Source organism: Streptomyces sp. NPDC007808, from assembly GCF_042868655.1.
GTDB lineage: Bacteria > Actinomycetota > Actinomycetes > Streptomycetales > Streptomycetaceae > Streptomyces.
The window spans coordinates 60,313-73,736 of record NZ_JBIAEQ010000011.1 but is presented as its reverse complement, the minus strand read 5'-3'; the positions used below and the strand labels follow the sequence as shown (position 1 = coordinate 73,736).

Here is a 13,424-nt window from a genome sequence, read left to right as displayed (position 1 = left end):
ATGAGCAAGCCCGGCTCCCGTCGCAGCGAAGCGATGGTCCTTGGCCGCCAAGCCGACACCGAGCGCCGTCGCGCTCGGGTTGGCCAGGCGCTTCGCGATCTCCAGGCCTCAGGCGAGGAGGTGTCGGTGACCGCAGTGGCCCGGCGAGCGGGGGTGGACCGCACGTTCCTCTACCGCCACCGAGATCTCCTGACGCAGATCCACACAGCCGAGCAGACGCCAGCCGGAGGCGCTGCGGTGGGAGCGGCGGTCTCGCGGGCCTCGTTGATGGCAGACTTGGCCGCCGCCCATGAGCGCAATGCGCGACTGACGGGCCGGATTACTCTCCTGGAACAACGCCTGTCGCAGTTGATGGGCGAGCAGACCTGGAGGGATTCCGGTCTGGGCGCCCCCGACAGCGTCGAACAGATCCAGAAGAGAGTCGTCCAGCTTGAACAAGAGAAGGGCGACCTCAAGCTCAAGCTCGAGGAGGCCCTGGAGGATCTGGAGGCCTCGCGAGCGGCAAATCGCGAGCTGACCAGAGCCCTCAACCAGGCCGACTAACCAAAGATGAATGATGGCGCCTCCCCAGACTCGGGGACGCGCCATCGCTCTTGGGTGTGGCTCTTCCAGAGTGACCAAGGCGAGCAAGCGATGAGGTTGTATCCGATCAGCCCGCACGCATCGGACTGAACTATGACGTTATCTGGGGTGCTCAGGAGCCGTTAGGCATGTTGAGGCAAGTGGTCGCTGAAGTCCGTGCCCCACAGATAAACTATCTTGGTTCACTCGCTAGCGACATTGGCGACAGCGCGGGGTGCGTGACGCGATCACAAGCTGACCACTCGTTCTCGGAACGATCTGACTCCAACTGTGAGTGATGCTTGTCCCAGACCTTGGCGGCCAGAAGACCTGCCCTGCGTACACCTGCCAGGGCGCTCACGCCAAGCAAGCCTCCGAGACCAGGACCTCTGATTCTGTTGCGACTCAGAAAGGAGGTTCGGCCGGGTAATTGGTTCCGCTAGGCCAAGCGGCGTCCGGCAATGGGAGATTTGTGACGACGAACAGGTTCAGGATGTCGTCGCGATCCATAAAAAGGATCTGGCTTCGTTTAGAAGCATCTAACTTGTTACCCAACCAGTTCCGGGCAGCCTTAGTTATTTCTCCACCAGCCACGATAAATGCGTGATCCACAAGGACACGTTTGCCGATTTCGGGATCGAAGATCTCGTGGCCGAGCATCATCAGGGCTTGGTTGTAGATCTCGGCCATGTTGGCATTGCTGCCTTTGGTTACCCCGGATGCGTCTAGCTTCCCTTTCTTCACTTGCAGTCCAAAATAGATCAAGTGCTGGGAGGGAAGGGTGTATCGCATCCATACATCCTTGCCGTATTCCAGTGCCTTATCTTTATGGCCGGCGGCAGTTATGCGATGGTACCCAAGTTGGCGAAATAGCGGGAGTAGTACTTCCTCGATCAAAGCATCTTCCGACGCTTTGTCAAGGTATCGTGATAGTTTCTCGCGTCGTTCAATTTCTGACTTGGTGAATGGGCGGTGCGGATTGGGTGAGGGCGTGAGTACAGTGTTCGTCTTCAAATTCCGCAAGTAGCATTGCTTGTCGTCCCCGTAGAATGCTTCGAGCCCTTCCCGCGCGAGCGCCCGGTTCAAGTCTGCTAGTGCCTTGGATCGGTCGTCTCCTTCGTTGGTGGCATCATCGGGATCCATGAGTCTAGAAATCACGCGAGCAAAGGTTTCCGGAACGGTATGCGCACTGGCAAGTGGCTCCGACAGGATGACCTCCAATGTGTCTGCCACCCATATCTTGCGCGTTGATCCGTCGTGCTGGAAGTCTGTCTCTACGTCCGCGAAGAACTCGGTCAAGTACATGCTGCTCCGGTACTTGAAATAGTTTTCTTCGTGCTTCCTGCCGTCTGGTGTATTACCGCAGACCATGTCGGCGAGCTGCATAACGGTTCGCTTCTTGAAGTTCATCCAGGCTCCAGGTCTCAAGAAGGTCACTTCTTCGTGGACTGGGCGCAACCCTCGATGGGGCACTCACGAGGGCTTTTTCCTCTGCCTATTGGCTTGTGCGTCTCCCATACCTCGTCCATGTCTAGTGCCTTCACGGACTCCCTCATTAGCTTGAGGGCATTGTCTGAAAATCGCGGATGCTTCTGCGAGCCCATCTCGAAAACGTAAAAGCACTTCGGGTCATCGTCGATGCCTAGGTGTTGGCGCAGAGCCAGCAACCTGGGCAGGGAGAGGTTGAGCCTTTTCGCCAACTCTGTTGCCGACCAATGAAACTTCTTCTGCAGGTCAATCTCTCGAATTGCTGCAGCGTCCGAATCGCTGTCAGCGAACTTGACCGGCGGGCCCTTCTGGTCGAATCGGACGGTGAGCGTTGGCCCTTCTCCAGAAAACGCGGTAGAGATTTGCTCCAAAGCCGGGAAGACGGCATTCCTAGGCTTTCCCTGAGCTATTCCCTTCTCGACTCGATCCACGTCCTTCTCGCTGACGAGGCTCTCTTCCGAGGCGTGCCCTTCGATAGCCAATAGTGTGCGGATCCTGGCTCGAGCCTCGTTCCTTGCTCGACGTCCCGGCTGCAGCAGATCTTGGATCTGACTGAACTCTTGATCGATGAGGATATCGAGCCCCATCGGAGGTTCCGTGGAAATGGGGAGGACTCGTAGCGGGAGATTGTCTGCTAGCCGTTCCCCAAAGACCCGATTCAGGAGGTCATCAAAGAGCGTGACGCCGGCGCGAGCATGGATGAACAAGATGGGTTCGCTTACTGAATTGAACCAGTGCTGCTCGTCGTCTCGCAGAGCATCAATTGCTCGCAAAGTTCCCGCCTCGGCGTCCGTGAGCTTGATGTTCGGTTCCTGGCGAGATAGCTCCAAACATTTCTCGAAGCCGATGGACCGCCCGAGTTTCTTGTCGAAGACCGGCACATTGTTGTGGACCAGGGCCGCCTTCAGGAGCATTTCGAAAGAATGTTGGAGGCTTAGCAAGACGGATGAAGTTCGGCCATCGTCCTCAATGGCGTTGAACGCGACGGTCATTCTCTTGAGCGAGGCCAGAGCCTTTCGCTTCAGCACCCGCGTTGACTGCCTCAAACCTGCCTCCGATCACGCGCCGCTGATCGCATAGAAGCACGGGACCACGTTCAACGTCCATCGTTATGCGGCCTTTGGCCAAGGCTTGTGGCTTGGCGAGGCGCAAGGTTCTGCCTGGTAAGGGCTGTCCCGTAACTGTTGGTAACAGGTGAGATGATCTTGATGTGACTGGTGTGATCACGGCGTCGGAGCCGTCCTGGATAACCCCGTTCACGAGGCTGAGCCCCCGCCTCTTCGGCAAGCTGGTGACCGTACTGCGGCGCGAGGGTGCGGATGCGGTCCGCAAGGGCCGGCCGTGGAGCCTCCCGCTGGAGGACCGAGCTCTGCTGGTCGCGGCGTACTGGCGCACGAACTTGACGATGCGCCAGCTCGCCCCGCTCTTCGGGATGTCCAAGTCGGCAGCTGACCCCATCATCGACCACCTCGGGCCGATGCTCGCGCTCCAGCCGCGCAAGCGGTTCGCCGAGGACACCGTGCTCATCGTGGACGGCACCCTGGTCCCCATCCGGGACCACACGGTGGCGGAACAGTCCAAGAACTACCGGTACTCGACCAACCACCAGGTCGTCATCGACGCCGACACCCGCCTGGTCGTCGTGGTGGGCCGGCCTCTCGCCGGAAACCGCAACGACTGCAAGGCCTGGAGGAATCCGGTGCCAAAGCCGCCGTCGGCAACACCATGACGATCGCCGACGGCGGTTTTCCCGGCACCGGGCTCGTCATGCCCCACCGCCGACGCAAGGGCGAAGACCTTCCGGACTGGAAGGAAGCACACAACAAGTCCCACAAACAGGTCCGCGCCCGCGTCGAGCACGTCTTCGCCCGCATGAAGACCTGGAAGATCCTCCGCGACTGCCGTCTCAAAGGCGACGGAGTCCACCACGCCATGCTCGGCATCGCCCGGATGCACGACCTCACCCTCGCCGGTTGATGCAGAAGCAGGCAGGTCACCAAACACGTCGTAGATCATTTACGGGACAACGCTTAGTTCAGAGAAGGCAAGTAAGGCAAGTGGGCCTGATCAGTCCGTGCCTTACAGATATCCGGGGGTTCGTCAGGCATGTACGGCACGTCAAAGGCGCGCGTGTTCGGCGACCTGGGCGAGTTCTGCTGCGAAGTCCGGGTTCTCTCGGTTCCACTGTCGGCACGCGGCCTCCCAGTTGGCTCGGGTCCGCTGAAGAGCCTGGTGGAGGCGTTCGGCCGGGACCACGAAGACGCCTTGGTGCTCGGGCTTGCTGTACTCGTGCGGCCCGTATACCGGTGGCCGCCACGTGCCGTCGATGCTCGCGCTCTTCCAGTAGCCGGTCTGAACGAACCGCATACTCACACGATCCGGCGGTTCGTTCAGACCACCTGACGGAGCCACCGATCAGCTGACGGCCCGGCGGGTCGCTGGCACCGCGGGGATCAGGCATCCTCAGCTTTGGGGATGGCTTCGTCGCGCATCCAGGTGAGGAACCGGCGCAGCGCGGGGATCAGTTCTTCGCCAGCGCATTCCCCGCTTGCGAAGACCCATGTTCGAGGGTAGGTCTCAGCAGCCGCGCCGCTGTCCGTGGGGGACGTCGAGGGCGCGCTGAAGGTGTACCGCGCTGATTCGGTTCCCTCTCTCACGACGTCGATGTGGGACTCGGTGATCACCGAAGGGTTGTAGGCGGTCACGCGCACCGTCGGCGTATCGGAGACGCCAGCCTTGTGTTGGACCTGGGCCGCTTCCTCCGCCTCTTTGAGTACCAGGTCCCTCGCGCCTTTGACGCACTTGAACCGACGGTCTTGGGCGGCGGTCAGCCGCCACCACTGATCGAACTTGGACGTCCGCCCCAACGTCTTCGACTCGGACTCGATCACGTGACCGACTCTGCGGATCACGGCGATGGCACCGACGAAGGAGTCCTGGAACTCCTCTTGGTCGTCGACGAGCTCCTCCAGGATCTCCAGGTGCTTCTCCGCCAGTGCGAGGGCCTTCCGGCTCTTGTTCAGTCTCATAGGTGCAGTTCAGTCGCTGCCCGGTGATGCTGCCACAGCGTCTCTGTACTGACCGATCGGAGGCTTGACTATGTGCCTTATGTGCCTAGCGACTCCAGATGCCTGCTGACCTGCTCGGACAGCCGATGAACCCTAGATAACTGCGGGCGCGGCACGTCGATCAACCGGTCCCGCAGTATCGGCGTTGACCCGCTGCCCCGGCATAGCATTTCCACGAGTGGTCGATCGATTCGGCCAGTTAGCCGAACCACGCCCCCTTGAAACAGGGACGGAAGTAGGCTGACCCCTATGGAGGGCGACGAGGAGTCCTACGAGGAACTCACCAGAAGAGCTAAGCGCCTCTGGAGGGAAAACAAGGTTCGCCAAGCGGCCGACACCGACGTGTTGGCCGCCAATCGTGCACGTTCCCTTACTGATAAGGCGCAGTCATTGCTGTCAGCGGCAAATAACTATGGCCTTGCAGGTGACGACGCCCGACGTACAGAAACCGCGTTGGCTGCAATGCTGCTATGGATGGAAGCCGCAGAGTCTGCAACTGAAATACATCACAAAATTGACCTTCTGTGGAATGCGGTGCGCACTGCCGTCGCTGCTGGCGATGAACAAGAGCAATTGCACACGGTTACCAGTTTGACGCAAGCTTCGAAAGATATTTCCGTTGATGATCGAGAAATTCTGCTCAAGCGCTGTCTAAGACAGTTCCGGTCCAGGACTGCAGAGGCGCGCAACATATTGACCAAATCGTTGGCATCAACGTATGTCGCGAAAGCTGACACCCAATACGACGAAGAGAGGCTCACGACCCTGCGAAAGGCTGACTCACTCTTCCTGGAGGTCTCAGACGCAGATCGCCATGCGGAAGTGGTAGCGGCGATATCAGACACTCAAACGGCCATAATGTTGGAGAAGCGCCGTCAAGGACGCGCCATCGAGAAGACCGCAGCACAGCTCCCATTCCTCGAAGATAAAGCGCGAGCCTACGAGGCTGCATCCTTGGCTTATGCTGGACACTGCGACGAAGACTCACATCGCTGCCGCGCTATGGCTAAGGACCTTCGAACCAAGGCGATGGCCGAGGCTGCTTCTATCCCAGGAATTCGAGACGCTGAGTCAAGGCTACAGGAGATCTTGGCCGATATCTCCGCAGCCTCGGAGTTGGATCTGGTAGCTGACGACGATGAGATTGTCGTCACTGACGTGACCGGAATGCTGCAGGAACTCGACTCGCGCGATCAAGCCATTGAATTGCTGGCTGCACGGTTGGGGATCCCTCTAGAAGATCACTTCGCGCTAGGTTTGTTCCGCTCCGCCCTACTATCCGTTGGAACGTGGAGCAGTCACCAGCCGTTCCCTGACCAGATGCCGATAGAGGTCACCAAGACGCGGTGGCGAAGAAGCGTCCTGGCGATCATCTTGGCGGCACTCATTGGTGGGGGCGCCGGTGCCGCCAACGGAGACTGGGGAGATATCGCTACCGGCGCGCTAGGCGCGGAAGCGGGTATCTCCATCAACATCCTTTCCGGGTACATGTCTAGATCCAAGTCAAGAAATGAAGCGTTCTGGAATCAATTGGAGGGCTATTCGTCGGAGCCGTACAAGATGCTGATACTTGCACATTTGAAGAATCGATCGATGACATCTCAGGAAATTTCCAATATTCTCAAGTGTTCCCCCTCTACCGCGAGAAAGCTATTGAATGAGCTAGCCGCTGATGATGCAATCACAAAGGAAAGAGGGGTGCGTGGAGCGTGGCTGTGGACCATGAAGGAGTCATGACGCCGATCCGGCAATCTTCCATTCGAACCATGCCATCGTGACCAGCGGCTGCATTCCCTCTCGGCTCGGTCTTCTCCGTGCTCACCGAGGTCGGCATACGCCGCAGCCTGCACGCATCGTCACGATCGTTGCTCGGTACCCCGAGTCCCAGCTGGGGCAGCTGCTGGCGCTGTAGCCGCCTGCCCGAGTTCCTGGCCACGCCGACCGCCTCCGCAATACCCCAAGGCAGACGGGACGCCAGGTAGCGCACCTCGGTGGGGCGCGTACCACGACGGCGACGGGACGACGGATGACGTCCCACGTGATGGCGTAGCCGATCAACAGCCCACTTGCACCACAGCTGTTGTGCTCGATAGCCTCGATCTCACAAGGCATCTGAGCTGCATCCTTTGAGGGTCAATAAGCCTCGCCGAGTCACGCTTCCCCCACAGAAGGAGGGTGGCGTAGGTGATGGTGGAGCCGTCGATCTCGACCGGTTCCAGGACGCCTCGGGGGGCGATGACGCCGGTGCGCCCGACGTTCCACTCGACCTCCAGCAGCCGGGTGATCTTCTCCACGGCGGGCAGCTTGTAGGCGATGGCCCAGCGCGGAGCCCGCGATCCGCAGCCGGCGGCCCGCTGGTCGGCGGCGAGGTCGGCCTTGACGACGATCCCGTCGATCCCGAACGGCAGCCCCGCGCGCAGCGCGGCGATCTCCTGCACCCGGACCAGGACCTCGTCGGTCGTGGCCGCGGTGACACCGGGCACTGCCGTGGAGGCGGTGGTGTTCACCCCCAGCTCCCCCGCGAACGCCATGAGTTCACTGTGCGCGAGAGCGTCCAGCCGGGCGGCCGAGGCGTCGTCCGTGTCGGGCAGCGGCAGCAGGCCGTAGCCGAAGAACGTCATGGGGACCGTGTAGGCGCGGTCCTTCGCGCGCAGGGTGCCCGCGGCCGCGTTGCGGGGGTTGGCGAAGGGCTGTCCGCCGTGTGCGGTGCGCACCTCGTTGGCGTACTCGAACTGCGCACCGGTCATGAGGACTTCGCCGCGCACCTCCACGCTGACCGGCTCGTTCAGGGTCTCTGGCAGGCCTTCGATGGTGCCCATCGCGTGCGAGACGTCCTCCCCGGCCGTCCCGTCGCCACGGGTGATCAGCCGCGTCAGGCGTCCTCGGGTGTAGCGGGCCGCGATCGCGAGACCGTCGAGTTTCGCCTCGACGCTGTACCGCTCCGGTTCGTGTCCGATGCGGCGGGCCAGCGACGCCGTCCAGGCCGTGAACTGCTCGGCCGAGAACACGTTGTCCAGGCTCAGCATCGCGACCGTGTGCGGTATGTCGCCCTCCACGGCGCCGCCGGCGACCTTTCCGGTCGGTGAGTCGGGCAGCACCTGGTCGGGGTGCTCGGCCTCCCATGCGGCGATCCCCCGCACCAGCCGGTCGTAGGTGTCGTCGTCCAGGGGGGAGGTGCCGTCCGTGTAGTAGGCGGCCGCGGCCTTCACGACGTCCTCGACGGCCCGCGCGTAGCCGACGGCGTCCACGATCTGCGCAACTGGTGTGGTCATGCCTGTCATCCTGCCTGCCACCACTGACAACGCCCCAGTCGCGATCCGCACGGGGGCGTCGACGGTGAGGGTTCACGCCCATCCCGTCTCGGTGTAGAGGTGGCCTTCCCGGAGGCGTTGGACGGCCGTGCGGGTGTAGGCCACGATCGGCTCCGGCAGGGCATCGGGATTCCACCAGCGCCAGGTCAGGCACTTGTCGGGCTCGCGGATCACCGGGTCCCCCGCCCACCGCCGTACCCGGAAGACCAGCTGCAGGCGCGGTCGGCTGCCCGGCGCGTCGCAGAGATGGACGACATGTACGAGTTCGGCGTCGCGGGGGTGGATCAGCAGGCCCGCTTCCTCGTACGCCTCCCGTACGAGGCAGGCGATCGCGCTCTCCTGTTCACCGTGCCCGGCCAGGAAGTGCCACCGGCCGCCCGCGAACGCGCAGTCGGGGTGGCGCAGACCGAGCAGAACCTCGCCCTGCGCGTTCTCCAGGTAGAGGTGGACGCCGACCACGTGGGGGACGCCTCGACGGTCCGCGCCCTCGGCCGGTCGCTGTGCCTCGGGCGGGACGGGTGCGTCCGCCACGGTGCTCCGGGGTGCGGCCGGTCGGTGCGCCGCGTGGTCGCGCACCAGGTCGAGTGTCGAGGGGCTCAGCCGCAGCCTGGGCATGATCTCCGGGGCGAACCAGCGGAGCATGACCCCTTCGGTGAGGTGCAGGGAGTCGGGGTCGCCGTTCCAGCGTGCCGTGAAAACCTGGACGGGGACGGTCGCCCCGTCCAGGGCCGTCACGAGCTCCACACGGAACCGCTGGAGCAGCGGCAGCACGAGGCCGGCCTCCTCCCACAGCTCCCGGCGCGCCGTCTCCTCCAAGGACCGGTCGCCCGGCTCCCGCCCCCCGCCGAGCAGGGACCAGGCGCCGGGCTCCCAGACGCCCGGCAGGTTGTCCCGCAGGTGCAGCAGGTACTCGCCGTCGTCATTGGCGACGAGGACCGAGGCGTTCTCCGGCTCCGGTGGTGGGGCCGGGTCGGAGCCACCCGCTCCGGTGGGCGTGCGTACGTCGTCGTGAGCCGTCGCCACCGTGTCCCCCTGAGGTCGCGCGAAATGCGGTGTCCCTCAGCCCAACGATCGGGCGAGCCCGTCGAACACACGTTTTTCGGACGCGTCGAGATTCACTTCGGCCCGGGCACGGCCCGCCGGGAGGCCGTGTTCCCGGCGAGCCGTGCCCGAAGCGGCTTCGACCGCCACCTCATCCCGCCTGGCTCCGCCTGCGCAGCGCCCGGAACTGGGGGCCGTAGGTGCCCGGGGCGTAGGGGATCTTGGTCTCCATCAGTTCCACGGCCGGGTCCTCCAGGCCCCGCATCGCGTGCAGGGCCGCGCCCAGCGTGCGGTGGCCGCCGCCGGCCCAAGCCGCGTCGAGCGTGTCCAGGACCGTGCTGTACGTGGCGTCGAACTGGTAGAGGAGCTGCCCGACACGCGCTGAGGGGTGGGGCCAGCCGCCCACCGGGACCGGGGCCATGGGGCGCACGTCGGGGAACGGCACGGGGCCGCCCACGTACTTCCAGCCCTCGTCGGTCTCGCGCAGCTCCCGGCCGTGGTAGATCTCGCCGAACGCGTAGTAGTGCGCGGGGTGGTCGTCCTCGAAGGAGTCGGCCGGGGAGCCGGCGGTGCCCTCCCCCTGCTCCCTGATGATCCCGATGGCGCGCTCGACGTCCTCCAGGCTCTCTGCCGGTCGCAGGTCGTCACCGCCGACGTACCCGGACAACTGCCCGCGCACGGACAGGTCCGGCCGCACGACCTGGAAGGCCCTTTGCAGTCCGGCGTAGAACTCACCGACGGTCGGCGCCGCTTGGGCGCTTCTGACCAGCGATTCCTCCGGGGCCTCGATCGCCATCATCACGTCGCGGACGAACGGCTTGGTCAGACCGGAGAGGTAGACCGTGATGCCGGCCCGCACCCCTCCGGGCAGCGGGCCCGGGTAGACGGGCGCCGCGGCCTTGATACGGGGCCTGCCACCCACGGCCACGAGCAGGTTGCAGACGATGCCCAGGTGGTACATCTCGTCACCGGCGATACGCCGGATCATCCGTGCCACCTCGCTGCCCCGGTCCTTGACGGACCACCAGCCGCACAAGTACGGCGGAATGGTGGCGAGTTCGAGTCCTACGGCCACCTGCAGGGCCGACCTGATCCAGGCGACGCCGCGGGCGTCCTCGGAAACGGCCAGCAGCCGGGCCACGGACCCGAGGCCGGGCGCTGCCGACGGCGCGGTCGCCGGCGCCGCGGCCGCCTCCGCAGCGCCGGCGACCGCGGCGGGCGCACCGGCCGCCAGGGCCGCCGACGCCAGAAAACTCCTGCGTTTGAGAGGAGCAACCGCCGGGCTGCCCGACTCTTCGCTCATACCCGTCACCCTCGCCTCGGTCGGGAGCCATGGGTCCACCAGGACTGGACAGAACCCGGGCCCTTGTCAACAGCAGGCGAAGCTAGCAGTCACCATGGCGACCACCTGGGCATACAAGCCGAGCAATACGGCGACCTCCACCCTGTCGGGCCAACGCGCGTGGCCCGGCGAGCGGAGGGTCGGCCCACGGCGGGCGGTCAGTTGAGGGGATCGAGGGTGAGGTAGGCCTGGCGCGGGTTGCCGTCGTGCACCAGGGACTCGTGGTGGCCCACGTCGTCGAAGGCGAACGCGTACGCCTTGCCGTCGGCCATCTGGGCGTGGATCTTGCGGGCGTAGTGGTTGGTGACGGGGTCCTTGTAGAAGTCGGCGGCTGAGGCGTCGGGCTGGTTGGGGTTGACGAGCAGGGTGGAGCGGTTGAATCCGGCGCACAGGGTGCGTGAGATCGGGCCGCGGACCAGGTCGTTCGGGGCGTCGAGCCGCCTGTGGCAGCCGAAGATCGAGGAGGCGTCGGGTTTCTGGAAGCTGGTGACGGTGTCGCCGGCGCCGTTGGTGAAGTTCATGACGCCGCCGGAGACCCTGCCGTAGTACTTAGTGCCCGGCTGGTCGGCGAACGGCGTGACCGTCAGCGTCGAGGTGGCGTACTTCTGCCAGACGCGGTTGATGTAGTCGTCCATGACGGTGGTCGGCAGTGCGCCGGTCTCCAGTCCGTACAGCGGCGACAGGGCACGCAGCACGGTGCCGTCGGGGCGGGTCTGGATCAGGTTGGCCCAGCCTCCGGGCTGTCCTCTCAAGGCGTTGAAGAAGCCGTTGTATCCGCCGGGCTTGAGCCGGCCGGTACTGGCGGTGGTGCCGTCGGCTCGTTGCACGCCGACGGCGTAGGGCGCGGAGAACATGTCGACCTGTGTGCTGTTGATCCACAGACCGGAGTCGTTCAGTGTGTACTCCGACCAGTTGAACAGGATGTTCCGATTGGGGTCGGTCGGGTTCTGTACGGCCGGCTGGACCAGGCCGCCGGTGGTGAGCCTGAACACCAGTTTCTGGCCGTAGGAGAAGTACACGCGGCCGGAGAACTTCGGCATGCGGATCGTCTTCGACTGTCCTGCCGCGGGGCCCGGGATCGACGCGTCGGGCGCGGGAGTCGGTGGGTTGCCGCCCGCGGGCCAGGGGTGGAACGTGCCGTTCGCGTCGGCCCAGCCCTGCCGTCCGGTCGACAGTTCGGTGCCGAGGTTGTAGATGTACACCTGCTCGCCACGGGCCGAGTTGTTGGTGATCTTCAGAGGGATCGTGGCCGGTACGGCGGCGTGGGCCGGCGTGCCCGCTCCGGTGGCGAGCAGTGCGCCGGCGACGGCGGTCGCCAGGGACAAGGCCGCGGCGGCGGCGCGGCGCCCCAGTGTTCGTAACATGCTCTGTCTCCGTTCGACGTCGGCCGATTCAGGAAGCTCTGAGAGCGCTCTCAGAGTTGCGTGTTGGTCCGGACCTGTCAATGAGTTGAGCATCGAACCGCCCGGCCCGCCGGGTGGTGCCGGGCGTCTGGGTCGCCGAGCAGGCGGGCGACTGCCCTGGCTAAAGCACCGGCGGACCCGCCTCGACCCGGCGCAGCACCGGGGCCAGGCGGTCCAGCTCGGGTCCGGTCTGGAGCTGTCGTTCGTCCCACCAGGTGGCGCCGGCCTCGTACAGGGGGCCGATGAGGTCCTTGGCCCGGGTCGCGTCGGGCGGTGTGGCGCCACCGAGCACGAACTCGAAGGGCCGCTCGGCTTCGGCCGTCCGGTGCTTGCGTACGTAGGCGACGAGGTCCCGCACATGGGCGACGTCGGGCACCTGACCATGCCGGGCCGTCTCGAACAGGGGTGCCGCTCCGTCCCATCGCGCGGCCCGCCGCATGGGCGGACGCCGCGGCCAGAATCCCCCGATCCATACCGGCGGGCCGGGACGCTGCACGGTGGCGGGCAGCAGCGTCACGTCACGAACCGCGTAATGCCGCCCCTGGTGTTCCACCGGTTCCCCGGACCACAAGCGCCTGAGCAACTCCAGTCCCTCATCGAGGCGTTCGGCGAGGATACGTGGATCGGTGCTGTCGCCGAAGCTGCCGTACTCGTCCTCGACGGGGCCGCCCAGACCGGCGGCGAAGATCGCCCGGCCGCCGCTCAGATGGTCCAACGTGGCCACCTGTCGGGCGAGTTGCTGCGGACGGTAGCGCGGGACGGGCGTCAGCAAAGTCCCCAGGCGGATCCGGGAGGTCGCCAGCGCGGCTGCCGTCAGGAGCATCCAGGGGTCCGCGAAGGGGCGCCCTTGGTGATACCGGTGCAGCACGTGGTCCCAGACGAAGAGCCCGTCCCAGCCCGCCTGTTCGGCGGCGCTCGCCACGGTCGCGACGTTGCGGGGGTCGGCGAAGTCGCCGAAGTTGGGGATGTTGACGGAGAAGCGCATCCTGGCAGGATGCGCGGCCCACGTCGAAGCGGCAATCGGATTCCAGGGCCGTGGTCGGCCTTCGCGGCCCGCGGCCACCGCGCGGTTCCCGACGGCAGGTCCCCGGGTCCGGCCACTCCCCCGCGCACGAGACGCCGCGCCCGAGGTCGGCGACCATTCTCGCGGGCCGATCTCGCCGGCCGATCTCGCGGGTCGGCATCGCGCCGGAGGGACCCCGCCGTTTCC

10 protein-coding genes and 2 pseudogenes are annotated in these 13,424 nt (G+C 64.8%); 3 read left to right on the top strand and 9 right to left on the bottom strand.

From position 1 onward, the window contains the following. On the top strand, positions 1–543 hold the full coding sequence (locus ACFYNL_RS35200) for a DUF6262 family protein (RefSeq protein WP_388811031.1): 543 nt from the start codon (positions 1–3) through the stop codon (positions 541–543). 423 nt (positions 544–966) lie between these two features. On the opposite strand, the gene ACFYNL_RS35195 is transcribed toward ACFYNL_RS35200, so the two are convergent. Next, on the bottom strand, positions 967–1,971 hold the full coding sequence (locus ACFYNL_RS35195) for a hypothetical protein (protein ID WP_388811029.1): 1,005 nt from the start codon (positions 1,969–1,971) through the stop codon (positions 967–969). A 23-nt stretch (positions 1,972–1,994) separates the two neighbouring features. After that, on the bottom strand, positions 1,995–3,077 hold the full coding sequence (locus ACFYNL_RS35190) for a hypothetical protein (protein WP_388811027.1): 1,083 nt from the start codon (positions 3,075–3,077) through the stop codon (positions 1,995–1,997). Positions 3,078–3,259: 182 nt separating this feature from the next. Between ACFYNL_RS35190 and ACFYNL_RS35185 the strand changes: the two are divergent. After that, positions 3,260–4,026: pseudogene (locus ACFYNL_RS35185) on the top strand (transposase). Between the two features lie 141 nt (positions 4,027–4,167). On the opposite strand, the gene ACFYNL_RS35180 reads toward ACFYNL_RS35185, so the two are convergent. Together ACFYNL_RS35180 and ACFYNL_RS35175 are read right to left on the bottom strand one after the other, a co-directional pair. Beyond that, positions 4,168–4,416 (bottom strand): hypothetical protein, encoded by a 249-nt coding sequence (locus ACFYNL_RS35180; protein WP_388811024.1) that lies wholly within the window; start codon positions 4,414–4,416, stop codon positions 4,168–4,170. Between the two features lie 86 nt (positions 4,417–4,502). Further along, positions 4,503–5,078: a hypothetical protein gene (locus tag ACFYNL_RS35175; protein ID WP_388811021.1), complete on the bottom strand. Its 576-nt coding sequence runs from the start codon at positions 5,076–5,078 to the stop codon at positions 4,503–4,505. A 288-nt stretch (positions 5,079–5,366) separates the two neighbouring features. Between ACFYNL_RS35175 and ACFYNL_RS35170 the strand changes: the two genes are divergently transcribed. Next, positions 5,367–6,854: a hypothetical protein gene (locus ACFYNL_RS35170; protein WP_388811019.1), complete on the top strand. Its 1,488-nt coding sequence runs from the start codon at positions 5,367–5,369 to the stop codon at positions 6,852–6,854. 434 nt (positions 6,855–7,288) lie between these two features. On the opposite strand, the pseudogene ACFYNL_RS35165 reads toward ACFYNL_RS35170, so the two are convergent. The 5 genes and pseudogenes from ACFYNL_RS35165 to ACFYNL_RS35145 form a co-directional block, all read right to left on the bottom strand. After that, positions 7,289–8,389: pseudogene (locus ACFYNL_RS35165) on the bottom strand (NAD-dependent DNA ligase LigA); the annotation flags it as partial. Positions 8,390–8,461: 72 nt separating this feature from the next. Continuing rightward, complete coding sequence (locus tag ACFYNL_RS35160; RefSeq protein ID WP_388811016.1) at positions 8,462–9,451, bottom strand: NUDIX domain-containing protein; 990 nt, start codon at positions 9,449–9,451, stop codon at positions 8,462–8,464. Positions 9,452–9,620: 169 nt separating this feature from the next. After that, a complete protein-coding gene (locus ACFYNL_RS35155) occupies positions 9,621–10,772 on the bottom strand; it encodes a ferritin-like protein (protein WP_388811014.1) in 1,152 nt (383 codons plus the stop codon). A 197-nt stretch (positions 10,773–10,969) separates the two neighbouring features. Then, positions 10,970–12,175: a glycoside hydrolase family 64 protein gene (locus ACFYNL_RS35150; protein ID WP_388811012.1), complete on the bottom strand. Its 1,206-nt coding sequence runs from the start codon at positions 12,173–12,175 to the stop codon at positions 10,970–10,972. A 160-nt stretch (positions 12,176–12,335) separates the two neighbouring features. Continuing rightward, positions 12,336–13,199, bottom strand: coding sequence for an LLM class flavin-dependent oxidoreductase (locus tag ACFYNL_RS35145; protein ID WP_388811010.1), 864 nt, complete (start codon positions 13,197–13,199; stop codon positions 12,336–12,338). Positions 13,200–13,424: the final 225 nt, after the last annotated feature.

Coding starts and splice junctions, on each gene's coding strand:
- ACFYNL_RS35200 (WP_388811031.1), top strand. CDS start 1: ATGAGCAAGCCCGGCTCCCGTCGCAGCGAAGCGATGGTCCTTGGCCGC.
- ACFYNL_RS35155 (WP_388811014.1), bottom strand. CDS start 10,772: ATGAGCGAAGAGTCGGGCAGCCCGGCGGTTGCTCCTCTCAAACGCAGG.
- ACFYNL_RS35150 (WP_388811012.1), bottom strand. CDS start 12,175: ATGTTACGAACACTGGGGCGCCGCGCCGCCGCCGCGGCCTTGTCCCTG.
- ACFYNL_RS35175 (WP_388811021.1), bottom strand. CDS start 5,078: ATGAGACTGAACAAGAGCCGGAAGGCCCTCGCACTGGCGGAGAAGCAC.
- ACFYNL_RS35170 (WP_388811019.1), top strand. CDS start 5,367: ATGGAGGGCGACGAGGAGTCCTACGAGGAACTCACCAGAAGAGCTAAG.
- ACFYNL_RS35180 (WP_388811024.1), bottom strand. CDS start 4,416: ATGCGGTTCGTTCAGACCGGCTACTGGAAGAGCGCGAGCATCGACGGC.
- ACFYNL_RS35145 (WP_388811010.1), bottom strand. CDS start 13,199: ATGCGCTTCTCCGTCAACATCCCCAACTTCGGCGACTTCGCCGACCCC.
- ACFYNL_RS35195 (WP_388811029.1), bottom strand. CDS start 1,971: ATGAACTTCAAGAAGCGAACCGTTATGCAGCTCGCCGACATGGTCTGC.